Below are 25,534 nucleotides of genomic sequence, written 5' to 3' on the forward strand. Positions count from 1 at the left end.
AACGAGATACAGGGGGTCCTGAGAAAAATGTCGCGAGCCGATGAAATCCAGATGAAACTAGAGGCGGCCTTTCAGCCCAGCCAGATCGAAGTGCGCAACGACAGCGCGCGCCATGCCGGCCATGCCGGGGACGATGGCAGCGGCGAAAGCCATTTTCATGTGCTGTTGCGGGCGCCGGAGCTTGCCGGGAAAAGCCGCATCGCCCGGCACCGGGCCGTGCATGCGGCTCTGGGACCCGAGCTTGTGGCGGAAATCCACGCACTGTCGCTGGATGTGCAGGCGTAACTTTGCCAAGGCCGGGGTGTCGGCGGGAAACGACCGCCCAGACCCGGCCAATCCGGCGGGTTTCGACCCGATGTCTGCTCTTCCTTAAGATGATGTTGTAAGTTTCGGCTCAACTTTGGAAACGAGGCGCACGGGTACTGTGCCCGGTTCAAAGGAGGCGAGCTTATGTCACTAACCAGACTCACCTGTACCGTCGCGGCGGTCATCCTCGCGGCATCTGCCGTGCAGGCGGACGATCCATTCCCGGTGGTACAGGGAACGCACAATGGCAAAGGCCTTGGCTTTGGCGGGTTTCAATCCGGCGCTGCGCCGGGCAAGGGCGTCCCGTCGGGCAACCAGGTGCCGGAGCCGCCGCGTTCCAGTGTGGCAAGCGGCGTTCTGTCCCAGATTTTTTCAACGAGTTCGACCAGCGGTACCAAATGACGCCCTTTGGCAGAAAAAGGGGCGTGGTCCATGCGGACCGCGCCCCGACTTTCTGTGAACAAACGGATGAAAGCCCCCGTTTCAATCTTTTGCGTGGCGCGTCGATCAATCCTGACGCTCTGGAGATCTAGCAGCCTCCGGTAACACAACGTTAACAAATTGCGCTGACCTAACGGCAGTCAGGGATTCCTTACCTTGGGGTAATCCGGGGCCTCGCCTGGCCTGATCTGTACGCAAGAAAACGAGAAACGCGGCCCGAGGGGGCCGCGTCACATCGTTTGTATATGCTGCGGAAAACGCCGCATAAAACGCAGGTAATGGAGCAGGCGCGCCAGGGGCGGAACGCCCCCTTACAGGCCCAGCTTGGCGCTGACGATCTCGTTCACGGCCTTGGGGTTGGCCTTGCCGCCCGTGGCCTTCATGACCTGGCCCACGAACCAGCCCGCAAGCTTTGGATTCTGCTTGGCCTTTTCCACCTGCGCCGGGTTGGCGGCGATGATCTCATCCACTGCGGTTTCGATGGCGCCGGTGTCGGTCACCTGCTTCATGCCGCGCTCTTCAACGATCTTTTCCGGGTCGCCACCCTCGGTATAGACGATCTCGAACAGGTCTTTTGCGATCTTGCCACTGATGGCATCGGACTTGATCAGCTTGATGATCGCAGCCAGCTGCGCCGGGTTCACGGGGCTATCCGTGATCTCGGTGTCGTCTTTCTTCAGGCGGCCGAAAAGCTCGTTGATGACCCAGTTGGCCGAAAGCTTGCCATCGCCGGAGGCGGTCACCACCTCTTCGAAATAGGCGGCATTCACCACCTCGGCGGTCAGCACGCTGGCGTCATATTCCGACAGGCCGAAGTCCTTGACGAACCGCGCCTTTTTCTCGTCCGGCAGTTCCGGCAGGCTGGCGGCGATGTCATCGACCCAGCCCTGCTCGATCTCCAGCGGCAAGAGGTCGGGGCAGGGGAAATAGCGGTAGTCATGCGCCTCTTCCTTGGATCGCATCGACCGGGTTTCGCCCTTGTCCGGATCGTAGAGGCGGGTTTCCTGGTCGATCTTGCCGCCGGCCTCCAGGATGCCGATCTGGCGCTTGGCCTCGTAGTCGATCGCCTGCTGGATGAACCGCATCGAGTTCATGTTCTTGATCTCGCAGCGCGTGCCGAGATGTGAAAAGTCCTGCGTTGCCTGGTACTTTTCATATTGCCCCGGAAGGCAGACAGAGACGTTGACGTCCGCCCGCAGGTTGCCGTTCTGCATGTTGCCGTCGCAGGTCCCGAGATAGCGCAGGATCTGGCGCAGCTTGGCGATATAGGCGGCGGCCTCTTCGGGGCCGCGGATGTCGGGGCGGCTGACGATTTCCATCAGTGCGACGCCGGTCCGGTTCAGGTCGACAAAGGACATGTTCGGATCCATGTCGTGGATCGATTTGCCCGCGTCCTGTTCGACGTGGATGCGTTCGACGCGCACAAGGCGCGCGATGCCGGGTTCCATGTCCACGATGATCTCACCCTCACCCACAAGCGGATGATACAGCTGGGAAATCTGGTAGCCCTGCGGCAGGTCGGGATAGAAATAGTTCTTGCGGTCAAAGGCGCTGACAAGGTTGATTTCCGCCTTCAGGCCCAGCCCGGTGCGCACCGCCTGTTCGATGCAGTATTCGTTGATGACGGGCAGCATCCCCGGCATCGCCGCATCCACGAACGAGACGTTGGAATTGGGTTCCGCGCCGAATTTCGTCGAGGCGCCCGAAAACAGCTTGGCCTGACTGGCCACCTGCGCGTGCACCTCCATCCCGATGACCAGCTCCCAATCGTGCTTGGCCCCGGCGATCACCTTGGGTTTGGGCGCTTCATAGGTCAGATCCAGCATGGCGGTCCTCATCGGAAAACGGGTTGCCGAGCGGTCTAGAACAGCGCGGGGCAGGGGGCAAGGCCCGCCCGTCAGTCGCCCTTGATCATCCGCATTCCATCGGGGCCGAACTGCACTCTCCGACCCGCCTCCAGCGCGGGGCCATAAAACTCTGCCAGGCAGTCCAGCGCGCGGGCCTGCCCGGGGGCGGCAGCGTGGCGATCCAGTTTCCCGCCAGAGCGGCGCTCGGGCACCTCGGCCCAGACCTGCGGGTGCAACTCGCGCAGGTGATCCTGGGCGATCCAGCCCAGGCAATCGGCAACCCTGCGGCGCGTGCTGCCGGCCCGGGTCGGCCCGCCCAACGTGTGCCCGACCAGGGCGGCCATCCGATTGGCCATGTCCTGCGTGGGGTGGCGGGTCAGGATATCGTGCAACCCCTCCACGAACAGTTCGGCGTCAAGCCGGGCAAAGGCGCCGGCCTCTTCGCAAAGCGCGCCGAGGTAAATCCAGGCATAGCCGCCATTGCCCCAGAGATCGCCGGTGCGCGCCGCGGTGCGCCGGGCCTGGGCATCCAGCTGTTCCCAGCTGCCGAAACGCGCGGGGCGCAGGGCCTTGCCCAACTGCCACATGTGCCACGGATTGCCGGGGTCGAGGTCGATCAGGTCTTCGAAATCGTCGGCCACGCGGTCCTGCGGCGCAGGGTCTGCCTCCAGCACCGCGCACCGCACGACGGCCCAGAGCGGTGACTGGAGCTCGAACGGGTCGAACCGGTCGTTCAACCGTGTCGCGGTGGCCATGTGCCGGGCAAAAGCGGCCTCGCGGTCAATGGCGGGAGCATTGGTGTCGCGGGCCGCACGCCAGGCACGGGCCGTCTCGACATGGACCATCGCAACGACCTGGGCGATCACCGGACAGGCGGGCATTTCGGCCAACAGCGGTTCCAACGCGGCGACAGCGGACTGCACCTCGCGCGGCTTGCCCCGGGCCACCGCCTCGGCGATCGCCACGGTCATGTCGCGGCGCGCGCCCTCGGCGAGCAACGCCGCCGCCGACCGCAGACCGGGGGTCAGGCGCCGCTCTGCCTCGGCGGTGGCGATTTCCGTGGCCAGTTGTTCCCAGTCCTCCTGCCGGGCCAGGAATTGCCCGCGCGCGCGTAGCCGCTCACAGGCCAGGGCATCCGGGCCGGGGTCGCAGACGGGGATTTCGACCGGCGGGTGCCGATGCGCAGGGGCCTCCGGTACAGCCGCGACGACGGGGGCAGCCGACCGTGGGGAGAAACGAGCGCTAACGGCGCGGACGGAGGGAAACAGGTTACGTATCGTCATAAACCCAATCTGACGGCGATTCGCGGCCAAAATCCGGCGGCTTGCGGGAATTGCGCTGTCTTTCTGCCGGCAAGGGTCGGACTTTGGTGCCAGCTGGGGGACAACATGTTGCGGGCGGGCGAACAATGCATCGCCAAGGCTGGGGCGATGAGCAGAGATCCGCCTTGCAATTGGCGGGTCAAGGCCCTGCGGCGGCAGCGACGCTTGCATCGGTCGGGGCCTCGGGCGAAATTTCAGGACAAATGAAAAAAGCTGCCGTCCTCCTTTGCGGTCTCGTCCTCGCGGGCCAGGCCGCTTTCGCCAATCCCGATCCGTCCGGGGCCATTGCCCTGCATCCGCCGGTCAGTCCGCCTGCGGCGGAGATTTCGCGCCTCGCGGTTCCGGTCTCTCTGCGGCCCAAGGCGCGCAAGAAATTCGTCGTGCCCAAGGCGCGCTGGGACAACATCGAGGGCAGCCGGAGCTGGAGCATCGCGGCCCTGCGGGGATTGCGCGCGCAGGCCGACCATCTGCCGGACCTCGTGCCGCGTGATATCGCCGAATACTGTCCGGCCTATCCCAGTGCGGGCCGCGCGCAGCGCGAGGCTTTCTGGGTTGGCCTGATCTCGGCCCTGGCCTGGCACGAAAGCACCCATCGGCCCTGGGCCGTGGGCGGCGGCGGGCGCTGGTTCGGGCTGGTGCAGATCTATCCGCCGACCGCGCGGTTCTACAAGTGCAAGGCGCGCAGCGGCGCGGCGCTGAAGGACCCCGAGGACAACCTCTCCTGCGCGTTGCGGATCATGGCGGTCACGGTGCCGCGCGACAAGGTCATCAGCCGAGGGATGCGGGGCGTCGCCGCGGACTGGGGGCCGTTCCATTCCCGGAGCAAGCGTGAGGACATCATGGCCTGGACCCGGTCGCAAAACTATTGCACGGGCCTTGCGCGTTCGCTGCGCCCGGTGGTGCGCCCCGAGGGGCTTGGCCCTGACAGCGACGTGGCGGATGCCCCGGCCCCGACGGGGGACTGATCCTCTGGCCTTGCCTGTTTTCTGGTGAGCCCGGAGGCGAAAAAACGCGCCAAGCGGTGCGCACGGGAAACGCGGTCACGGGACGGTGGGCGGGACAAGCGCCGTCTGCGTCCCGGACCTCAGGCCTTCAACCAGCTGGGCCGGCGTGTTGCATCCACCAGCGATACCGCCGGTGCCTTGGGGCCGCCCAGGGCAAGGGTCGCCCGGCGCAACATCTCGATACCATCCTCGGACTTGGCGGGCAGCGCCTTGGGCGAGATCGCCTCGCCGACAGTGATCCGGTAGGGCTGGCGGGCCTTGTTCAGCGTTTCGTAGAACAGGGTGATGTCGCGCAGGGTGGGGTGCAGCAGGTCGAAGAGGTAGAACAGCACCGAATTGCGGGCCCGGATATTCACCGGGATCACCGGCAGGTCGAACTTGCGCGCAATCATCGCCGCGCTGGCCATCCAGGGCCGTTCGTGCAGGGACAGGCCGCGCCGTTTCGCCAACCGGCCCGAGGGAAAGATCACGCCCAGCCGGCCTTCGTCCACGGCCTTGCGGGTATAGGCCATCGTCTCGCGCGTCTTGCCGTGGCTGCGCTTTTCCTTGCGCCATTCCACGGGGGCGATCATCTCGGCGTATTGCGGCAGCACGCGCATGATGTCGTGGTTGGCGAAATAATAGGTGTCGCGCCGGATCTGGCCGATCACGTGATGCAGCATGATTCCGTCGGCGATTCCGGTCGGGTGGTTCGACACGATCAGGGCCGGACCCTGACGCGGCAGGTGTTCCAGGCCCGTGACCTCCAAGTCCTTGGCCAGCATCTCGGCCATGACCTGCATGATCTGGTCGGCGCTCATGTCCTTGACCAGCGTCCCGATCTCTATGGTCTTTTCATAGCCCAGCATGCGGTTCAGCACGGCCCGGGCAGGCCGGACAACCGGAGAACTGGAAAACAACCAGGGCGCGCGCTCGGCGATCAGCGGGTCGATGCGGTCTTTCATTCTAGCCCCAAGATCATAATTTCGTGACACTTCCATGACGGGCGCGCCTCTTCCATAGGCAGTTTACACCACCGGCGCGGCGGGTGCACGCCTCTGACGTATGCTTTCGGCGATGGCTTGCCATTCGGCAAAAAGAACAGGTTATCGCCGGGGCGGATTTCGGGCGGTTTTTCCTTTCTGAAACGCATCCTTCGTGGCCTTCTCTCGGACGCGTATTCTATAAAATATGTTTTAAAACAAAAGGGTGTGTGACGGAGCTGGCCCGGTCTCAGATCAGGCCGAAATGATGTCGTTCTGTCTTGATGTCCCGCGCCTCCAGCGCCTCTTGCAGGCGGGGATGCGGCGGCAGGCTGTCCTGCGGCAGAGTGATGCGGCGGCCATCGTCCAGGACCAGACGCACCCGGATCGAGAAATCGAGTCGCGTTTCAAAGCGGACCAGCGTGATCCGAGTCAAGGCAACCTCGCCCGTTGACCCGCCCGATCCCCAGCTGAGCATCTTGTCGTCCAGCCGCAACCAGGCGCTGCGCCCGGTGCCGAAGTCGATCAGCGCCGGCAGGCTGACCAAAAGCAGCGCGCCCACGATCCAGACCGACGCCTGCAGCGCGAACCACAACGTCAAAGCCGCCAGCCAGACCAGCATCAGCACCAGGAAGGCCCGCAGCGACCGGCCCGAAGAGGCATGTTCCAGTGGCGCGCTCACCGCCCGCCCGACACGTCGAGGATGGAGCGTGTGACATAAGAGGCCCGCTCCGACAGCAGCCAGAGGATCGCCTCGGCGCATTCTTCGGTCGTTCCCGCGCGGCCCATCGGGGTGGCCGGTGCCAGTCGTTCCAGCCGGTCGGGCTGGCCGCCCTTGGCGTGGATTTCCGTCTCGATCAGGCCGGGGCGGATGGCGTTGACGCGGATCCCCTCGGGCGCCAGTTCATCCGCAAGGCCCAGGGTGAAGGTGTCGATGGCACCTTTGCTGGCGGCGTAATCGACATATTGATTGGCCGACCCAAGCCGCGCCGCGGCCGAGGAGACATTGACGATGCCGCCGCCCTGGCCCCAGTCGCGCATCAGGCCGACCGCCTGCCGGGCCACCTCGATCGCGCCGAAAACATTGACGGCAAAGACCTTTTGCACCCGGTCCGGGGTCAGGTCCGCGATGCTGCCGTGGGGTGAGACGATGCCGGCGTTGTTCACCAGCCCGACGGGGCCGGGCTTCAGCTCGTGCAGCTTGGCAAACATCTTTTCGATGGCCTTGGGCTTGGAGACATCCGCCTGCAACAGGTAGGCCTGTGCGCCCATGCTTTCGACCATCGCCGCCGTCGTCTCGGCCCCCGCCTTGTCCTGGCCGTAGTGGATGACGATCCGCTGCCAACCGGAAAAGGCCGCCATGCGCGCGGTTGCCGCGCCGATCCCGGCGCTGGCGCCGGTGATGATCAGCACGCCGTTCATGCGCGGCCCGCCCGGGCACAGAGGCATAGGCACGGCCAGCGGCCGGCAGGGGATAGGACAGGGCGCATCGCGGTCTCCGGAGTGGTTCGACCTCAGGCTATCGCGGTTTCGGCACAGGCCACAAGATTGCTTGCGCGTCCGGAGCGGTTCTTGCAGGCGAATGCCGGGTCATTCGCCTGCAGGGGGGATCGCAGGGCGATCCCGTGTGGTCAGGCGCCCAGGATGCGCGTCACCATCTCACCGGTGTCGCGGCTCAACTTGGGTTTGGCCTGCAGGCGTTCCAGTTCTGCCCGCATCAGGGCCTGGCGTTCCGAGTCGTAGCGTTTCCAGGTCTGGAAGGCCGAGGTCATGCGCGCCGTTGTCTGCGGGTTCAGGTCGTCCAGTTTGATCAGCCAGTCGATCAACAGCCGATAGCCCGCGCCATCCTTGCGGTGGAACCCGGCATGGTTCATCGCCAATGCCCCCATCACCGCGCGGAACCGGTTGGGGTTCTTCCAGTCGAAATCGGGATGCTGTGTCAGCGCCTCTGCGCGGGGCACGACGTTTTCCGGCGCCGTCGCCCCGACCTGAAGGCCGAACCATTTGTCCATGACCAGCCGGTCATGCCGCCACTGGTCCTCGAAGGATTTGAGCGCCTCGGCATCCTCGCCCACCCGGACGATCTGGGCCAGGGCCGAGAGTTGCAGCGTCATGTTGTCGGCACTGTCGAATTGCGCCCGCGCCGCCTTGCCGCCATCCAGCCGCGAGGTCAGCGCCAGCACCGCCGCCCCCAACGCGCGCTTGCCCGATTGTTCCGCATCCGGGGCAAAGGGCGCGTCCACCGTGCCCTCGGCGGCCAGTTGCGGCAGAAGATCGGCCCAGCGTTCCGCCTTGACCTGGGCCAGCACCTCTTTGGCGGCGTGGATCGCCTCCGGGTCCGGCGTCACACTGCGTTCGAACAGCACCTGCGCCAGTTCCGATTCCGTGGGTGTTCCCATCATCATGGCGCGATAGGCCGGGTCAAGGTCGCGGTCGCGCAAAAGCCGTTCCAGCCCGTCCAGCCAGGCCTCGTCCGGCCCGGCGTCCTCGCAAATCATCGCGATCAGGCTTTCACGGGCCAGAAGGCGCGTGGCCTCCCACCGGTTGAACGGATCGGTGTCATGGGCGAGCAAAAAGGCGCGTTCCTCGCGGTTCGACTCGCGCTCCAGCACCACCGGCGCCGAAAATCCCCGGTTGATCGAGGGCACGGGGCGGGAGGCCAGCCCGTCAAAGGTGAAAGTCTGCTCACCCTCGGTGATCTCCAACACGCGGGTCGGCACCACCTCGTCCCCATTGGGATTGAGCAGGCCCACCGCCATCGGGATCACCTGCGGGGCCTTTTCGTCTTGTCCGGGCGTGGGCGGCGTGTGCTGCTTGAAGGTCAGCGAATAGGTGCCGTCGGCCCAATCCTCGGTCACGTCGACGCGCGGTGTGCCGGCCTGGCTGTACCAGCGCTTGAACTGCGACAAGTCGCGTCCCGTGGCATCCTCGAACACCTTGAGCCAATCCTCGATCGTGGCCGCGTCGCCGTCATGGCGGTCAAAGTAGAGGTCCAGCGCCTTGGCGTAATCCTCATCCCCCACCAGCGTCTTGAGCATGCCGATCACCTCGGCGCCCTTTTCATAGACGGTCGCGGTGTAGAAGTTGTTGATCTCCTGAAAGCTTTCGGGCCGAACGGGGTGGGCCAAGGGGCCCTGATCCTCGGGGAACTGGCGCGCGCGCAACATGGCGACATTCTCGATCCGCGCCACGGGGGCGGACCGCACATCGGCCGTGAACTGCTGGTCGCGGAAGACGGTCAGCCCCTCTTTCAGGCACAGCTGGAACCAGTCGCGGCAGGTGATGCGGTTGCCGGTCCAGTTGTGGAAATACTCATGCGCGATGATCGCCTCGATCCGCTCGAAGTTGCCGTCGGTCGAGGTTTCCGGCGAGGCGAGAACGCAGGACGAGTTGAAGATATTCAGCCCCTTGTTTTCCATCGCGCCCATGTTGAAATCGTCGACGGCGACGATGTTGAACACGTCCAGGTCATATTCGCGGCCATATGTGTCCTCGTCCCATTTCATGGAGGTCTTAAGGGCCTCCATGCCGAAGGCACATTTGCCCTCGTCGCCTGGACGCACCCAGATGTTCAGCTTGACCTCTTTGCCCGACCGGGTGGTGAACCGATCCGGAAAATTCACCAGGTCGCCCGCCACCAGCGCGAAGAGGTACGCCGGCTTCGGCCAGGGATCGTGCCATTCGGCCCAGCCCTCACCCCGGTCGACCGAGTTGCCGTTGGACAAAAGCACCGGCAGATCGCCCTCGATCCGCACCGAAAAGACGCTCATGACGTCGGGACGGTCCGGGTAATAGGTGATCTTGCGAAAGCCTTCGGCCTCGCACTGGGTGCAATACATGCCGCTGGACATGTACAGCCCCTCCAGCGCGGTATTGTCTTCGGGCGCGATTTCCACCTCGCTCTCCCACAGGAAGGGGCCGTCCGGCACGTCACAGCGCAGGCCTTCGGGCGTCACCTCCGGCGTGACCTCGACGCCGTCGATTGCGGCCCGCACCAGGTTCAGCTCTTCGCCGTGCAGAAAGAAGTCCTGCGTCGGGGCCTCCGGGTTGGGGGCGAAATGGATCTTCGAGATCACCCGCGTCGACTTGGGCGCAAGGCGAAAGGTCAGGTGCACGTCGCTGACCTGCCAGCCGAACGGCGTGTAATCCTTGAGATAGATGGTCGTGGGTGCGGCGTCTTTCATCGGGGTCCTCGCGGGGCTGGAAGCTCTTGGCCGTGACCCTAGGTCGGACCCGAGGGGGCTGCAATGGCAGCGCAGCGGAAAGGAGATCCGATGCTCGTGATCCTCTGGTTCAAGCGTGATCTGCGCGTGACGGACAATGCCGCGCTGCTGCGCGCGGCGGAGTTGGGCGCGGTCGTGCCGCTTTACATCGTTGAGCCGGGTCTCTGGAAACAGCCCGATGCCTCGGCCCGGCACTACGCCTTTCTCTGCGAGACGCTGGCCGACTTGCGCGCCGACCTGCGGACCCTGGGCAGCGATCTGGTGATCCGGGTTGGCCCGGCGGTCGACGTGCTGGAGGCCCTGTGCCGGGACTGCGGGGCCGACAGGCTGATCAGCACCGAGGAAACCGGCAACGGCTGGACCCATGCCCGTGACCGGGCCGTGGCCGCCTGGGCCGCGGGGCAGGGGGTGCGCTGGCAGGAAATGCCACATTCGGCGGTCAGGCGCGGGCGCCACGACCGTGACGGCTGGGCCGCCCATCGCAACCGGCTGATGGCACAGGATCCGCTGCCCGCGCCCAGGGCGCTGCCGCCCGTCGATCTCCCGTCCGATCCCCTGCCGGAGGCCGCCGACCTGGGACTGACCGTCGATCCCTGCCCGGGGCGCCAACTTGGCGGACGCGCCGAGGCCGAGGCGCTCTTGGCCAGTTTCCTGACAGAGCGCGGTCAGACCTATCGCAAGGCCATGTCGACCCCGCTGGAGGGGGCAAGCGCCTGTTCCCGTCTGTCCCCCCATCTGGCGCTTGGCACGCTCAGCCCGCGCGAGGCGGTGCGCGCCACAGCCACCCGTCAGCGCGAGGTCAGGGGCACCCGGACGGGGTGGTCCGGCAGCCTGAAGAGCTTTCAGTCCCGCCTCGCCTGGCGCGACCATTTCATCCAGAAACTCGAAGACGAGCCGGACCTGGAATGGCGCGCCCTGCACCGCGCCTACGAGGGGCTCCGCCCGGAAACACCGGATGCCGCGCGCCTTGCCGCCTGGGAAAAGGGCGAAACCGGGCTGCCCTTCGTCGATGCCTGCATGCGCTCGCTGATCGCCACCGGATGGCTCAATTTCCGCATGCGCTCGATGCTGATGAGCGTGGCCTCCTATCATCTCTGGCTGCCCTGGCAGCGCACGGGCCGGCACCTGGCGCGGCTCTTCACCGACTACGAGCCGGGCATCCATTGGAGCCAGGTCCAGATGCAATCGGGAACCACGGGCATCAACAGTCTGCGGATCTACAATCCTGTCAAACAGGGGTACGATCAGGACCCGACCGGCGCCTTCACCCGCCATTGGTGCCCGGAACTGGCCGAGGTGCCGGATGCGTTCCTGCAGCAACCCTGGAGAGGGGAGGCGCGCGCAGAGTATCTGCCGCCCGTGGTCGACGTGAAACAGGCGGCAAGAACAGCCCGTGATGCCATCTGGTCGGTGCGCAAGGGCGCGGGTTTTGGCGATGAAGCCGCCCGGGTGGTGCGCAAACACGCCTCGCGCAAGGATCCGCAACGCCATTTCGTCAACGACCGCGCGCCGCGCAAAAGGCGCCCGGCGGCGGACAGCCGCCAGCAAAGCTTCGACTTCTGATGCCGCGCGGCACCCGTAAAGGCGATCTGCCGGTCAAGGCCTGCGCCACCTGCGGGCGTCCGTTCACCTGGCGCAAGAAATGGGCAAAGGTCTGGGAGGAGGTGCGCTATTGCTCGGACCGCTGCCGTCGCAGTCGCAAACCTACCTCAAGGGGACCAGACCGACCCTGACCGGCACAGTGTTTCTTTGGGCTGGAAATACTCCGGGGGAGTCGCGCTTTGCGCGACGGGGGCAGCGCCCCCAAACGCGCCGCAAGGCGCGCGGATCGGCCCGCGCCAGCGGGCCGACACCAGGTCACGTTACTCCGCCGCGCGCAGGTCCGGCGTCAGTTCCATCGCGGGGACGGGTTCGTCTTCCCAGATGATCTCGGGCGATTTCACCTGCCGTGCCGCGCGGTTCAGCGCCCAGTCCCGGGCCACGCGGCTGCCACGGCCAAAGCTCAGTCGCGCCAGCAGACGCGCGAACCACAGCACATAGGTCGTGAACCAGACCCGGATTGCCAGCATCGCGGGGGTAAAGACCAGAGTCAGTACCGTCGCGATCCCAAGGCCAAAGACCACCGCCGTCGCCAGGTTCTTCCACCACAGCGCCGTCGGACTGTCGATGGAATAGCCGCCGCCGAAGAAATCCAGGCTCAGCCCCAGCATCATCGGCGCCAGGCCCGCCATGGTGGTGATCGTCGTCAACAGGACAGGGCGAATACGGTCCTGCGCGGTGCGCACGATGGCCTCGATCCGCGGCATGTAACGTGAATAATCCTGGTAGGTGTCGATCAGGACGATGTTGTTGTTCACGACGATCCCGGCCAAGGCCACAATCCCTGTCCCGGTCATGATGATCGAGAAATACTGGTCCATCACCAGCATGCCGATCAGCACGCCCGTGGTGGACAGGATCACCGCCAGCAGCACCAGCACCGAGTTGTAGAAGCTGTTGAACTGCGCCAGCAGGATGATGAACATCAGGAACAGCGCACCGGCAAAGGCCGATTGCAGGAAGGCCTGGCTTTCCTCCTGGTCTTCCTGGTCGCCGGTCCATTCCCATTCGATGCCCGCGGGCAGGGGGTTCGTCTGCAGCCAATCGGTCAGCACGTCGATCCGCTCTGTCCCCGTCACCGGAACCACTTTCAGGCGCGACATGTCGCCAGTGCCGGCCTGCGCGGTGATTTCCTCGGGGGTCATGTCGGTCAGCCAGCGCACATCGCCGAAGTGACGCAGATTGTCCCCCATCAGCCATTCGAAAAAGCCGGACGAGCGGCCAAAGTCATGGCTCCAGTCCGCGGTCGAGATATCTGCCGTTTCCGGGTCCAGCTCGACGCCGGTCATCAGGGGCACGAACTCGGTCTTGTCCGCCCCGTCCGGGCCGGTCGTCGTCACGTCCCAGCCGATTTCCATCAGGCTCTCGCGGACGCCGGCCTTGATGTCGAAAAAGCGGGTCTGGTCGATGCGCTCGATCTCGGCCAGCTTGGCCACCGGCTCGCGGGTGATGAAGTTGACCAGCGGTACCAGCCCGTCCGGGGTCCGCACCTTGAGGCTGTCCAGCGTGGACAGCACGCGGTTCTCCTCGGGCAGGCGCACGCGGATGTCGATTTCCTCGTCCGAGGTGCCGGGGGTATAGCTGCCGATGGCCAGCCCGCGCGTCACCAGCTGCACCATTGCCCCCACGGTGGCCACGTCGGCGCCGTAACGGCCCGCCTTTTCCACGTCCACGTCGATCTGCCAGTCGATGCCCGGCAGGGGGCGCGTGTCCTCGACCAGGGTCAAGCCGGGCGTGTTCTCGAATTTGGCCCGCGCGATGCCCGCCGCCTCCAGCAGGGCGTTCCAGTCGTCGCCGCGCAGCTGCAGGTGCACCGGCTTGGCGCTGGCGGGGCCGCGTGCCTGCGCCAGGATCTCGATCTCGACGCCGGGAATGCGCTCCAGCTTTTCGGTCAGGTCGTCCAGGATCACGTCTCCGTCCAGCCGCGCCAGCGGAATGTCGTTTGCGCGGGCATAGGCGGGGCGGTCGTCCCAGGAAATCGTCTCGAACTGGACCTGGCCGATGGTGTCCTTGGGCGCCGCCGCGCCGCCGGTGTTGTTGTCCAGCCCGCCTTCACCGGCAAAGGAGAAGGCGTTGAGGATGCCGGGATGGCTCAGCACGATCCGCTCGGCCCGTTTCACCAGCGCGTCCTTTTCCGCAAGGCTCAGGTTGCCCCGCGCCCGGACGTAGACGATGGCCTGTTCCGGTTCGCTCTCGACGAAGAAATCCACGCCGTTGTTGTTCTCGCCGTAGTAGGCGAAGACGCTGACCACGAACCCCACCACGGCAAAGACCGTCACCAGCGGCATGATCGGGTTGCCCGCGATCAGCTTGGTGAACTTGCCGAACAGCGTCCGGCGGCGGCGGGCGTCGATGTGTTTGGGTTTGCGGCGGAACTCGGCGGCATCCATCACCACCGAGGAGATCACAGCGAACAGCACGAAGATCACGGCGCCGGGCATATGCGCGGTCCAGCCCGTGGCCTCTGTCGGGCCCAGGTAGCTGGGGTTCAGCACCATCATGGCGCCGGTGAACAGGCCCAGGATCGCAACCGGCACCAGCAGGATCCGCAGGCTCCAGTGCAGCCGCGCGCGCAGCCAGTCGCCGGCGCGGTGCACGTTGCGGGAAAACCGCCCCGAGACACCGCCCATGACCGGCAGGTAGATCAGCGCCACCACCAGTGAGGCGGTCAGCACGAAGATGATGGTGATCGGCAACATGCCCATGAACTCGCCCGCGACACCGGGCCAGAACAGCATCGGCAGAAAGGCGCAAAGCGTCGTTGCCGTGGACGAGACCACGGGCCAGAACATCCGGTGCGCGGCCTCGACATAGGCGTGCATGGGGCCGGTGCCCTCGCCGATACGCTTGTCGGCGTATTCCACCACCACGATAGCGCCGTCCACCAGGATGCCCACCGCCAGGATCAGGCCGAACATCACGATGTTCGAAATCGTCACGCCCATCATCGTCAGCAGCACGAAACACAGCAGGAAGGAGGTCGGGATGGCAAAGCCCACCAGCAGCGCGGGCCGCAGGCCCAGGCTCGCCAGCACCACGATCATCACCAGCGCGATGGCCGTCAGGACAGAGCCTTCGAGCTGGCTGACCATGCTGGCCACCTGCCGGCTCTGGTCGTTCGAGGTGCCCACGTCCAGCACCGCGCGCAGCTCGTCTGGCCAGTTCTCCTGCGCGGTGGCCAGCTCGGCCTTTACCTGCGCCACCGTGTCGATGATGTTGAAGCCCTTGCGCTTGACCACCTGCAACGCGACGGTCTGTTCGCCGTTGAACCGTGCCGTGCCCTTGCGGTCCTCGAAGGTCAGGTTGATCGAGGCGAGGTCGCCCAGCGTCACCACGCGGTCGCCGTTCACCTTGACCGGCAGGTCATAGACATCGCGCGCATCATCAAAGCTGGACGGGATCTTGACCGAGAAGGCGCCGTTTTCCGTCTCGACCTCGCCCGCGGCGATCAGCTGGTTGTTGTTCTGCACCACGCGGATCAGCTCGTCGGCGGTGACGTTGTAGCTTTCCAGCCGCAGCGGGTCGATCACCACTTCCAGCATCTCGTCACGATTGCCCGCGATCCCGGCCTCCAGCACGGCATCCAACCCTTCCAGCCGGTCCTGCAGGTCCTTCGCGACCTTGGTCAGCGTGCGTTCCGGCACCGGGCCGGAGAGGTTGACGATCAGGATCGGGAATTCGGAAAAGTTGATCTCGTTGATCGAGTATTTCTCGGCGCCCTCGGGGAACTCGGCCTCGGCGTTGTTCATGCCGTCGCGCACGTCGGCGATGATCTTGGTCTTGTCCCAGCCGAACTCGAACTCCAGCGCCAGGCCCGCATAGCCCTCGGCGGCGGTAGCGGTCATCTTCTTCAGCCCGTCGAGATCCGACAGCTCGGTCTCCATCGGCTTGACCAGCAGCTTTTCTGCGTCGGCGGCGGAAATGCCGGGGAAGGGGACCGAGACGAAGAGCGCCGGGATCTCGATGTCCGGTTCGCCCTCCTTGGGCAGCGAGACATAGGCATAGGCCCCGACCACGAGGCTGAGAACGATGAAGGCGATGATCATTCGGGCCCGTGCGGCGGCCCAGTCGATGATGCCGGTCATTGTATGATATCCTCGTAACTCGGCACCACGGTCACGCCGTTTGTAACGTATTCCTGGCCGACAGTGATCACGTTGATCTCGTCCGGCAGGCCGGTGATCCAGACACCGTCGCGGGTGTCGCGCAGGATCGAGACATCCATCCACTGCACGCTGTCATCCGGCTTGACCGTGCGCACGCCCAGCTTGCCCTGGTCGTTCAAGGTCAGGGTGGACTGGGGCAAAAGGTGCGCCTTGGCGCCCTCGGCCTCGATCGCAACTTCGGCGGTCTCGCCGTCGCGGATGGTCAGGTCTGAGTTGTCGACGGTCAGTTCCACCAGGAAAGTCCGGGTGGTCGGGTCGGCACTGCGCGAAACGAAGGTGACCTCGCCCTGTATGACGCGACCGTTGGTCAGCCGCGCCCCCGCCTTGGCGCCCAGCATCACCCGCGCCACTGTGGTTTCCGGGACATAGCCGACGATCTTGATCGGGTTCAGCTGGATGACCGTGGCGCAGGCCGATCCGGGTTGCAGCAGTGCGCCCAGTTCCGCCGTGTCGGTTTCCAGCAGACCGCCAAAGGGCGCATGCACCTGCAGCCGGTCGATTTCCCGGCGGGCCGAGGCGACGGCGGCCTCGGAGGACTGGATCGCGCTCAGGGCGCTTTCCTCGCCGGTCTTGGCCGACTGGATGCCCGCCGTGGCGGTTTCAAGCTGGGCGCGTGCGGCGATGACCGCCGCCTTGGCGCCTTCGACACCCGACAGCGCCGAGGCCACGGCGGCCTTGGCGCCCTGCAATCGGCTTTGCGCAGATTGCACACCGGCCAGGGCGTTCTGGATCTGCGCCTTGGCCGAGATCACCCCGGCGCGGGCGTTGCGGATGCCGCTTTGTGCCGCCTGCACAGCGGCCTTCGCGGTCTCGACCTGGCTCTTGGCGGTCTGGATGGCGGCCAGAGCGCCCTGCAGCTGCGATTTGGCCGTTTCGATCCCTGCTGCGGCCGATTTCAGACCCAGTTGCGCGGTCTGCACGGCGGTCAGTGCGGTTTCATAAGCGGCTTCGGCCCCGGCCAGCTTGGTCTGCGCGGCAAATCCGTCACGGGCCAGTTCCTGCGAGGCGCGCAGGTTGATCTCGGCCTCGCGCACCTGCGCCTGGGCCTGTTTCAGCCGCGCCTCCGCCTCGGGGACGCGGGCCTCGGCCTCGACCAGCCGGGCCTTTGCGGCGGGCACACCGGCTTCGGCCTCTTTCAGGCGGGCCTCTGCGGCGGGAACCGCGGCCCGGGCCTCTGCCAGCCGGGCTTCGGCCTCCGGCACGCGGGCCTCGGCCTCTTCAAGGCGGGCTTCGAATTCCGGGACGCGCGCCTTGGCCTCGGCCAGTTGCGCCTCGGCGGCGGGGACGCTGGCGCGGGCCTCGGCCAGTTGCGCCTCGGCGGCGGGCACGGCGGCCTCGGCCTCCAGGATGCGGGCCCTGGCCGAGGGCAATTGCGCCTGGGCTTCGGCCAGACGCGCCTTGGCCTCGGGCAGGCGGGCCTTGGATTCGGCCAGCCGGGCCAGCGCCTCTTGCAGCGAGACCTGGCTGGTGCCCGGGTCGATTTCGCACAGCAGTTGCCCGGCCTCGACCAGAGATCCCTTGCGGAGCGGTTCAGAGACGATCTTGCCAGAGATTTCGGCCCGCACCTCGACCTGGCGGACGGCCTGGGTTTCGCCGCGCAGGATCACCTCGCTGTCGACAACCTGGGCCACCGACCGCTTGGCCATCACGCGCACCGCGCCTTCGGGCAGTGCATCGGGGGCCGCGGCCTCCGGCGCCGGATCGGCGATATCGACAGGATCGGGCCCGCCCTCTGCCGCATCATCCTGCGATGCCGGGGCCACCTCGCGGGAAAATTCCAGCAGTCGGTCCCGTTCGAACACAACCCCATAAAGAACCGCAGCCACAAGGCAGGCGGTCAGGATAGACATGATGCGCATCGTCTTCGTCCCTTCGGCGCCGAACCTCGGTGGCCCGCCGCATATCCTGTTAATCGTTACGGTGCCGAGCCGCCCCGAACCCCGCTGACCCGGGTGACTCCGGGCTGAACTGTTCCGTTCAGTTTTAGGGTGCCGCGACGGAGGCTTCAAGCACGGGCGGGGTTTTTGCGCGGTAAAGCGGCGGTTTTTCGACAATTCTGCGAGAGTTTGACGATTAATCGGCAACTGCGCGACAATTCGCCGGACGGGTTTCGGCGCGGAAATGGGCTCTTGCGCCGGTGCCATCTCGCCTTGGCACTGCGCGGCGGGACATGTAAGAGGGAGAAAACCAACCGGAGGGGGCCCGTTTGAGCGACGCCGACAGTTTTATCGACGAGGTGACCGAAGAGGTCAAACGCGACCGCCTGTTCGCCACTTTGCGCAAGTGGGGCTGGGTTGGCGTGGTCATCGTGCTTTTGATCGTCGGCGGCACCGCCTGGCGCGAATGGCAGATCGCCTCTGCCGAATCCCGGGCCCAGGCCTTTGGTGACAGCGTGCTTGACGCGCTGGATGCCGAGGAGCCGGCGCAGCGCATCGACGCCCTGGCCGCAATCGACGCGCCAACGACCGGTGCCGCGGCGATTCTGTCGATGCTGACCGCCGCCGAGGAAGGCACCGCCGGCGACGACGCCGAGGCGGTCGCCCGCCTGCAGGCCGTGGCCGAGAACACCGAGATCCCGTCGATCTATCGACAGATCGCCAGCTACAAGGCCCTGACCCGCGGCGCCTCCGTCCTTTCGGTGGACGAACGCCGCGCCGGTTTCGAGGCACTGGCCGTTCCGGGCCAGCCGCTGCGCCTGCTGGCCGAGGAACAACTGGCCCTGATCGAGATCGAAACCGGCGAGCGTGACGCCGCGATCGCACGGCTTGAACGCCTGGCAGAGGATGCCGAGGCAACGCAGGGCTTGCAGCGCCGGGCCGGGCAACTGATTGTGGCACTGGGCGGCGACGCGTCCGGCAACTGAGCCCGCGCAGGCGGGGCGCACGGCGGGGGGCAGGGCCCCGGGTAGTGACGAAAAGGGGCATGGTGATGCTGCGCAAGACCTCTCTGCTGATTTCGCTGGCCGCGCTGGCGCTGACGGCCTGCGCCAAGAGCGAGCAGATCCTTCCGGGCGAACGGCTGAACGTCCGGGACGTGCTGACCGGCGGGTATGATGACGGCGCAGACCCTGCACCGGCGGGCCCGCAGGCTCGCGCCTTTTCCACGCCCGCCAGCGTGACCAACACCGATTGGGCGCAAAGCCCGGTGTCGCCAAGGGTCCGGGTCACGAACCCGGCCCTGGGCCAGGCGCTCAAACCGCTGTTCTCGGTCGGGATCGGCGCGGGCGACGGGCGCAAGACCCGGCTGAACGCCGATCCGATCGTCGCGGGCGGACGCATCTTCACGATGGATGCCAACCACCAGGTCCGGGCCACCGCCACCTCCGGGCAGGCACTCTGGACGGCGACCCTTGTGCCGCAGCGCGACAAGGCTCCCGAGGGGCAGGGCGGCGGTCTGGCCTATGGCGACGGCAAGCTCTTTGTCTCGTCCGGTTTCGGCATGCTGACTGCGCTGGACCCGGCGACGGGGCAGAAGCTTTGGGAGCAGGATCTCAAGAACACCGCCACCGGCGCACCGAGCTATCGCGACGGGCTGGTCTACGTCGTCTCGGGCGACAGCACAGCCTGGGCAATCGAAAGCGACGATGGCCGCGTGCGTTGGCAGTTCGAAGGCGCCAAGGATTTCAACAACATCGCCGGGGCGCCCGCGCCTGCGATCAACGACAAATACGTTGTATTCGCCTTTGGGTCAGGCGCTGTTTCGGCTGCCTTCCGCCAGGGCGGGCTGCAGGTCTGGAACGCCGAGTTGCTGGGTCGCCGCACCGGCGTCACCATCGCGGGCATCAACGATGTCACCGGTGATCCGGTGATCGCGGGCGACCGCGTCTTTGCCGGCAACCATTCGGGCCGTGCTGTGGCGCTGTCGGTCTACAATGGCGAGCGCATCTGGACCGCCAAGAAGGGCGCTCTGGGGCCGATGTGGCCCGCCGGCGATTCGGTGTTCTTCGTCTCCGATCTCAACCAGCTGGTGCGGCTGGACGCCGGAACCGGCCAGGAAATCTGGAGCCGCGACCTGCCGGGCTATCGCCCCACGCGCAATCCGAACCGCCGCCGTGACGGCTCTTACGCCAACCACGGCCCGGTGTTGGCGGGCGGGCGCCTGATCGTGGCCAGTTCGGATGGCAAGATCAGGGCCTTCAACCCGGTGGACGGCAAGTTGCTGCAGGAGATCGCGATCCCCGGTGGCGCCACCACGCGCCCCGTGGTGGCGGGCGGCACGCTTTATGTCGTATCGCGCAAGGGTGTGCTGCACGCCTACCGCTAAAAGGAGCGCGCCTGCGGGCGCGCGCAGGGTATCTCGGCACATCGGCCTTGCGGCCTCGGTCTCGGGGCGGGGGCGCTGCCCCCCGGCTCTGCGAGCCTCCCCCCGGAGGCATTTGTCCGCCCAAAGAAGCCGGGCAGGACCCCGGTCGCGACCGGGGATGCCCCCTTTCCCCCTGCTATGAAATGCGTTAAGCGGCGCCCTTGATCTTTGGAGCCGGGCCATGAGTTTCTCTCTCGCCATCGTCGGCCGCCCCAACGTGGGCAAGTCGACACTGTTCAACCGACTCGTCGGGCGGCGCCTGGCGCTGGTCGACGACCAACCGGGCGTGACCCGCGACCTGCGCGAGGGCGAGGGCAAGCTGGGCGACCTGCGGTTTACCGTGGTCGACACCGCCGGACTGGAGAACGAGACCGACGAGTCGCTGCCCGCCCGGATGCGGCGGCTGACCGAACGCGCGGTGGACGAGGCGGACATCTGCCTGTTCCTGATCGACGCGCGCGCGGGCATCCTGCCCGATGACGAGGTTTTTGCCGAAATCCTGCGCAAGCGGGCGAAACACGTGATCCTGGGGGCCAACAAGTCGGAAGGGTCCGCGGCGGATGCCGGTGTGATCGAGGCTTACTCGCTGGGTCTGGGCGAACCGATCCGCCTGTCGGCCGAACATGGCGAAGGCATGAACGAACTTTATTCGACGCTCTTGCCGCTGTCGGACGGGTTCGAAGCGCGCGCCGCCGAAGAGGCGCCGGAGGTCGAGGTCACGCTGAGCGAGGAAGAGGCCGAGGCGGGCGAAGGCGACATGCGCCTGCCGACCCGGGACAAGCCGCTGCAGATCGCCGTGGTGGGACGCCCGAACGCGGGCAAGTCGACGCTGGTCAACGCGATCCTGGGCGAGGAGCGGCTGTTGACAGGGCCGGAAGCGGGGATCACGCGCGACGCGATCTCGGTCCAGATGGACTGGGGCGGGGTGCCGATGCGGGTTTTCGACACCGCCGGGATGCGGCGCCGGGCCAAGGTTCAGGACAAGCTGGAGAAACTCTCGGTCTCGGACGGTATCCGCGCGGTGAAATTCGCAGAAGTCGTCGTGGTGCTGCTGGATGCGGCCATTCCCTTTGAAACCCAGGACCTGAAGATCGCCGACCTCGCCGAGCGTGAGGGGCGGGCCGTGGTGGTGGCGGTCAACAAGTGGGACGTGGAAAACGAGAAGCAGGACAAGTTGAAGTGGCTGCGCGAGCAGTTCGAACATGTCCTGCCACAGTTGCGCGGCGCGCCGCTGGTGACGATTTCCGCCCGCACGGGCAAGGGGCTGGACCGGCTGCAGGCCGCGATCATGCAGGCCTATGACGTCTGGAACCGCCGCGTGCCCACGGCGCAGCTGAACCGCTGGTTGGAGGGCATGGTCCAGAGGCATCCGCCCCCCGCGCCGCATGGCCGTCGGATCAAGCTGCGTTACATGACCCAGGTCAAGACCCGGCCGCCGGGCTTCGTGGTGATGTGTTCCCATCCCGACAAGCTGCCCGAGAGCTATTCGCGCTACCTGGTGAACGGGCTGCGCGAGGACTTTGACATGCCGGGCACGCCGATACGCCTGACCATGCGCGGACAGGGCGCCAAGAACCCCTACAAGGGGCGCAAGAAGAAGAACGCCGGCGCGTTGAAGAAGCACCTGGGCAAGTTGCAGTCGAAGAAGGACTGAGGCTGGCCGGCGGGACGGGACTGTTTGCGGCGTCGCCGCAAAGGCGCCCGCCCCCCAACCCGCGTGAACAGGCTGCGCCTGTTTGTTGGCTTTGGGAGTCACCAAGGAACAGGCTGGGGGCCGGTCCGCCGCAGGCGGTGAAACCTCCAGTGGAGGTTTCGAGCTGTGAAGAGGTGGCCTAGCGGAGCGGTTCCAGCCGGTCGAGGGCGTGGCCGTCGGCCCAGGTGCCGTGCAGCGCGCCGTCCGGCATCAGGACGTAGACCACCGGGTTGCTATCACCTTGCCAGTCGACCGTCAGCACCCGACCCTCCAGCCGTCCTGTGCCGCGATAGACCTGGCCCGCGATGGTCCAGGCCAGCTGGTACTGGGCGCCGCTGGCCGTCATTTCCAGCGTGCCGGTATAGGCGGACCCATCCGGGTTGCGGCCTGCGACCCGGTAAGCCCCTGTGATGTCAGCACTTTCTTCGAGATGCAGGCTTTCCTGGGCCGGGAGCGGACCGGGCACAAGCGGGAGTGCGAGAAGGCAGGCAGTAAGCATCAGGGTGCGCATGGACAGACCTTGTGAATGACTGCGCCAAGCCTAGGGGCGGGTCGGGCCCCTGTCCAGAACTCACAGGCCCGGTGCCGGGCCTATTCGGTGTCCGTGCCGCGCACGCCCAGGATGGCGATCATGCCCACCAGGGCCAGGCCGGTCACTGCGGCGTTGAAGGGTTGCCAGTTCGCCACCACCACGCCGACCAGCGCCCAGATCACCGTCATGCCGTATTCCGGCGCCCGGTGCAGGCGGTATTGCATTGTCACCGACAGCGCCATGCAGACGGAGAGCGACAAAAGGGCCGCCGGGGTGGGGGGCATCCAGCCATAGCCGCCGATCACCACGCCGGTGCCGACGCAGGCCGCCGCCGAGAGCCAGCCCGCGTAGACCGCCACCGGCCCTTGCTGCAGCCAGCGGTCGGTGTCGCCCGCCCGCCAGAGCGCGACCAGCGCGGTGCCCAGCATGACCCAGATCAGCAGGGTGGCCAGCACCGGCGACCATTGCGCCACCGGCAGCCAGATGGTGCCCACCGCGAGGCTGGCGAAGAGCGGCGGACGCATCGGCGCCCAGTCCACGTCATCACCCCGCTGCAGCAGGCCGAAGCCCGTGCCGACCAGAAGCCAGATGTAGATCAGGCCCCAGATGGCAAAGGCATAGCCCGCCGGTTGAACCGGCGGATCTTCCAGCAGGACCGGGAATTTCGACGGGTCATAGCCGTTAAACCCGGGCACCAGCCAAGGCGAGGCCGCGAAACAGAGCGCGGCCACGAAACACAGGAGCGCCCAGAGGCGGGTCAAGAGACCGCCTCCGGACAGGGGACCGTCCGGATCATGCCAGCGCACCCTCGGCGGTCAGCCGGGTCTTGCCGCCCAGGTAGGGATGCAGCGCCTCGGGCAGATCGACCGAGCCGTCCGCCTGCTGACCGTTTTCCAGAACGGCGATCAGGCAACGCCCGACGGCCAGGCCCGAGCCGTTCAGCGTGTGCAGGAATTCGGGCTTGCCGCCTGTGGAGGGGCGGAACCGCGCGTTCATGCGCCGGGCCTGGAAATCGCCGCAGGTCGAGACAGAGCTGATCTCGCGGTAGGTGTCCTGACCGGGCAGCCAGACCTCGATGTCATGAGTCTTTTGCGCGCCAAAGCCCATGTCGCCGGTGCAGAGCACCACGGTCCGATAGGGCAGGCCCAGCTTTTCCAGGATGCCCTCGGCGCAGCGCGTCATGCGGTCGTGTTCCTCCAGCGACTTGTCCGGATGGGTGACAGAGACCATCTCGACCTTCTCGAACTGGTGCTGGCGTAGCATGCCCGAGGTGTCCTTGCCCGCCGACCCGGCCTCGGAACGGAAACACTGCGAATGCGCGGTGTAACGGCGCGGCAGGTAATCCTCGTCCACGATCAGGCCGTTGACGATATTGGTCAGCGTCACCTCGGAGGTGGGGATCAACCACCAGCCGTTGGTGGTCTTGTAGCTGTCCTCGCCGAACTTGGGCAGCTGGCCGGTGCCATACATCATCTCTTCGCGGACAAGCACGGGGGTCCATGTCTCTGTCAGGCCGTTCTCGTCGACATGGGTGTTGATCATGAACTGTGCCAGCGCGCGGTGGATACGGGCCACGGCCCCCGAGAGCACGACGAAGCGCGAGCCCGAAAGCTTGGCGGCCACTTCGAAATCCATCCCGGGCTTCACGCCGTCCAGGTCGAAATGCTCTTTCGGTGCGAAATCAAGTGTGCGGGGCGTGCCCCAGCGCTTGATCTCGACGTTGTCGTCCTCGTCGGCGCCTTCCGGCACCTCTGCCAGCGGCAGGTTCGGGATGCCGGCCAGCAGCGCCTCCAGCTCGGTGTCCAGCCCCTTGGCCTTGTCCTGGAGTTCGGCCACCTCGGCCTTTTTTGCGGAAACCAGCGCGCGCAGACGTTCGAATTCGGCCTCGTCGCCGCTGGCCTTGGCCTTGCCAACCTCCTTGGAGGCGCGGTTCTGTTCCGCCTGTGCTTCTTCGGCAGCGGTGATCGCGGCGCGGCGCGCGCGGTCGAGGTCGAGGACCTGCAACGACATCCCGTCAACCCCACGGCGCGAGAGGGCCGCATCCCAGGCGGCGGGGTTTTCGCGGATGGCGCGGATGTCGTGCATCGTATCCTCCAGAAGGTAGTGTGAGTCGCGGGGGTTATGCCCCATCTTGATTAAGGAAGGTAGAGGGGCTGCGGGTCTTCCCTGTCAATCCCGGCCCGCTGCCGCGAATTCCCGCCGCAGCCAACCGTCGACCGGCACCGCCAGCGCCTCTTCGTCGCGGGTAACGGCGACGATCACCGCGACGATGCGCCGTGCCGCGCCGTCGCCCGCCATGACCGGCCCGCCGCTTTGTCCGGGTTCGACCCGGCAGCCGATGCGCCAGATGCCGCGATCCTTGTCGCCATAACACAGCGGTGTCACGGTCAGCCTGTGCGGGCGCGAGCGGCGATAGCCCATCAGGGTCAGAGGTCCGGGCAGGGCGGCGCTGCCAATGCGTAGCGGTGGCGGGTCCAGCGGGTTTTCCAGTTCGACCACGGCGATGTCATGGCGCAGGTCGAACCGGCCCTGGGCATAGGCCTGGGGATGGACGCGCACCTCGCGGATGCGGGCGGCGCCTGTGTGCCCCGCGCCATCCCATCCGGCGACAAAGACCATGTCCGTGATCCGCTTGAGATAGCCATCCTCTGGCCGGGTCACGCAATGGGCGGCGGTCAGGGCCAGGTCGGGGGCGATCAGCGTGGCGGTACACATCTCGGTCATGCGGTAGCCGGCGGTGTTTAACCGCCCGATCGAGGGTTCCCCGGCCAGAAGGGGCAGGGGCAGCAGCAAGAGTGTCAGAGCCATGCGCAGCATGAGGCGGCCTTTCGCTTTGGCCCTGTTCGCAACAAGAAAGGTAGGCGGCGCGCGGCTCCCGGGCAAGGCCGTGACGTCTCAAGACGGGGATCGCGGCGGTGCCAGCCCTTGCCCATGCCAGAGGCGCCAGAGCAAGAAGACGCGCGGAGTTCCTGACGGATCCTTTCCTGCTCGGCCCGGGTGGGATCGACGCCCCCGTCCGAGGGGATCGCGCCGACCCAAGGCGCTTTCAGACGGTTGAAAGAGGTCGGTCGGTTGCGCGCCACTGCCGCCCGAGACCGGGTCAGGCGGAAAACACGCGCTCTTGCAGGAAACAAATG

At 66.3% G+C, this 25,534-nt stretch carries 19 protein-coding genes; 7 read left to right on the plus strand and 12 right to left on the minus strand.

Going from position 1 to position 25,534, the window contains the following annotated elements; genetic code table 11:
* The first annotated feature begins 27 nt into the window (after positions 1 to 27).
* A complete protein-coding gene (locus KZZ07_RS05690; RefSeq protein WP_219512823.1) occupies positions 28 to 285 on the plus strand; it encodes a BolA family protein in 258 nt (85 codons plus the stop codon).
* A gap of 773 nt (positions 286 to 1,058) precedes the next feature.
* On the opposite strand, the gene gatB is transcribed toward KZZ07_RS05690, so the two are convergent.
* Both gatB and KZZ07_RS05700 read right to left on the minus strand, forming a co-directional pair.
* The gene (gene gatB, locus KZZ07_RS05695) at positions 1,059 to 2,573 is read right to left on the minus strand and encodes an Asp-tRNA(Asn)/Glu-tRNA(Gln) amidotransferase subunit GatB (protein WP_219512824.1); all 1,515 of its coding nucleotides are present in this window, start codon (positions 2,571 to 2,573) and stop codon (positions 1,059 to 1,061) included.
* Positions 2,574 to 2,644: 71 nt separating this feature from the next.
* Positions 2,645 to 3,877 (minus strand): hypothetical protein, encoded by a 1,233-nt coding sequence (locus KZZ07_RS05700; RefSeq protein WP_219512825.1) that lies wholly within the window; start codon positions 3,875 to 3,877, stop codon positions 2,645 to 2,647.
* Positions 3,878 to 4,119: 242 nt separating this feature from the next.
* Here KZZ07_RS05700 and KZZ07_RS05705 point away from each other — a divergent pair, with 242 nt between their 5' ends.
* The gene (locus tag KZZ07_RS05705) at positions 4,120 to 4,881 is read left to right on the plus strand and encodes a transglycosylase SLT domain-containing protein (protein ID WP_219512826.1); all 762 of its coding nucleotides are present in this window, start codon (positions 4,120 to 4,122) and stop codon (positions 4,879 to 4,881) included.
* Positions 4,882 to 5,000: 119 nt separating this feature from the next.
* Here the strand turns inward: KZZ07_RS05705 and KZZ07_RS05710 are convergent, their stop codons facing one another.
* The 4 genes from KZZ07_RS05710 to pepN all read right to left on the minus strand — a co-directional run bounded on the left by KZZ07_RS05710 (position 5,001) and on the right by pepN (position 10,066).
* Positions 5,001 to 5,864 (minus strand): lysophospholipid acyltransferase family protein, encoded by an 864-nt coding sequence (locus tag KZZ07_RS05710; protein ID WP_219512827.1) that lies wholly within the window; start codon positions 5,862 to 5,864, stop codon positions 5,001 to 5,003.
* Between the two features lie 268 nt (positions 5,865 to 6,132).
* A complete protein-coding gene (locus KZZ07_RS05715; RefSeq protein WP_219512828.1) occupies positions 6,133 to 6,564 on the minus strand; it encodes a hypothetical protein in 432 nt (143 codons plus the stop codon).
* Positions 6,561 to 7,304, minus strand: a complete 744-nt coding sequence (locus KZZ07_RS05720; protein ID WP_219512829.1) for an SDR family oxidoreductase — start codon at positions 7,302 to 7,304, stop codon at positions 6,561 to 6,563. Before KZZ07_RS05720 ends, KZZ07_RS05715 begins: the two co-directional genes overlap by 4 nt.
* A 209-nt stretch (positions 7,305 to 7,513) precedes the next feature.
* Positions 7,514 to 10,066: an aminopeptidase N gene (gene pepN, locus KZZ07_RS05725; protein WP_219512831.1), complete on the minus strand. Its 2,553-nt coding sequence runs from the start codon at positions 10,064 to 10,066 to the stop codon at positions 7,514 to 7,516.
* Between the two features lie 90 nt (positions 10,067 to 10,156).
* On the opposite strand from pepN, the gene KZZ07_RS05730 reads away from it, so the two are divergent.
* A complete protein-coding gene (locus KZZ07_RS05730; protein ID WP_255564178.1) occupies positions 10,157 to 11,668 on the plus strand; it encodes an FAD-binding domain-containing protein in 1,512 nt (503 codons plus the stop codon).
* A complete protein-coding gene (locus tag KZZ07_RS05735) occupies positions 11,668 to 11,838 on the plus strand; it encodes a DUF2256 domain-containing protein (protein ID WP_219512833.1) in 171 nt (56 codons plus the stop codon). Before KZZ07_RS05730 ends, KZZ07_RS05735 begins: the two co-directional genes overlap by 1 nt.
* Positions 11,839 to 11,967: 129 nt before the next feature.
* On the opposite strand, the gene KZZ07_RS05740 is transcribed toward KZZ07_RS05735, so the two are convergent.
* Positions 11,968 to 15,789: an efflux RND transporter permease subunit gene (locus tag KZZ07_RS05740; protein WP_219512834.1), complete on the minus strand. Its 3,822-nt coding sequence runs from the start codon at positions 15,787 to 15,789 to the stop codon at positions 11,968 to 11,970.
* A complete protein-coding gene (locus KZZ07_RS05745; protein ID WP_255564179.1) occupies positions 15,786 to 17,729 on the minus strand; it encodes an efflux RND transporter periplasmic adaptor subunit in 1,944 nt (647 codons plus the stop codon). Before KZZ07_RS05745 ends, KZZ07_RS05740 begins: the two co-directional genes overlap by 4 nt.
* 347 nt (positions 17,730 to 18,076) lie before the next feature.
* Between KZZ07_RS05745 and KZZ07_RS05750 the strand changes: the two genes are divergently transcribed.
* From KZZ07_RS05750 to der, 3 genes are all read left to right on the plus strand, one after another.
* Positions 18,077 to 18,733: a tetratricopeptide repeat protein gene (locus KZZ07_RS05750; protein WP_219512835.1), complete on the plus strand. Its 657-nt coding sequence runs from the start codon at positions 18,077 to 18,079 to the stop codon at positions 18,731 to 18,733.
* A 65-nt stretch (positions 18,734 to 18,798) separates the two neighbouring features.
* A complete protein-coding gene (locus KZZ07_RS05755; protein ID WP_219512836.1) occupies positions 18,799 to 20,133 on the plus strand; it encodes a PQQ-like beta-propeller repeat protein in 1,335 nt (444 codons plus the stop codon).
* A gap of 220 nt (positions 20,134 to 20,353) precedes the next feature.
* On the plus strand, positions 20,354 to 21,826 hold the full coding sequence (der, locus tag KZZ07_RS05760; protein ID WP_219512837.1) for a ribosome biogenesis GTPase Der: 1,473 nt from the start codon (positions 20,354 to 20,356) through the stop codon (positions 21,824 to 21,826).
* A gap of 178 nt (positions 21,827 to 22,004) precedes the next feature.
* Here the strand turns inward: der and lfb1 are convergent, their stop codons facing one another.
* The 4 genes from lfb1 to KZZ07_RS05780 all read right to left on the minus strand — a co-directional run bounded on the left by lfb1 (position 22,005) and on the right by KZZ07_RS05780 (position 25,214).
* Complete coding sequence (gene lfb1, locus KZZ07_RS05765) at positions 22,005 to 22,376, minus strand: LIC10280 family protein (RefSeq protein ID WP_255564180.1); 372 nt, start codon at positions 22,374 to 22,376, stop codon at positions 22,005 to 22,007.
* A gap of 80 nt (positions 22,377 to 22,456) precedes the next feature.
* Entirely contained in the window at positions 22,457 to 23,158 is a 702-nt protein-coding gene (locus tag KZZ07_RS05770) for a TspO-related membrane protein (protein ID WP_219512838.1), read from the minus strand.
* 31 nt (positions 23,159 to 23,189) lie between these two features.
* On the minus strand, positions 23,190 to 24,482 hold the full coding sequence (gene serS / locus KZZ07_RS05775) for a serine--tRNA ligase (RefSeq protein WP_219512839.1): 1,293 nt from the start codon (positions 24,480 to 24,482) through the stop codon (positions 23,190 to 23,192).
* An 84-nt stretch (positions 24,483 to 24,566) separates the two neighbouring features.
* On the minus strand, positions 24,567 to 25,214 hold the full coding sequence (locus KZZ07_RS05780) for a trypsin-like serine peptidase (RefSeq protein WP_219512841.1): 648 nt from the start codon (positions 25,212 to 25,214) through the stop codon (positions 24,567 to 24,569).
* Positions 25,215 to 25,534: the final 320 nt, after the last annotated feature.

Origin of the sequence: Mameliella sp. CS4 (assembly GCF_019392335.1) — a bacterium.
Taxonomy (GTDB): domain Bacteria; phylum Pseudomonadota; class Alphaproteobacteria; order Rhodobacterales; family Rhodobacteraceae; genus Antarctobacter.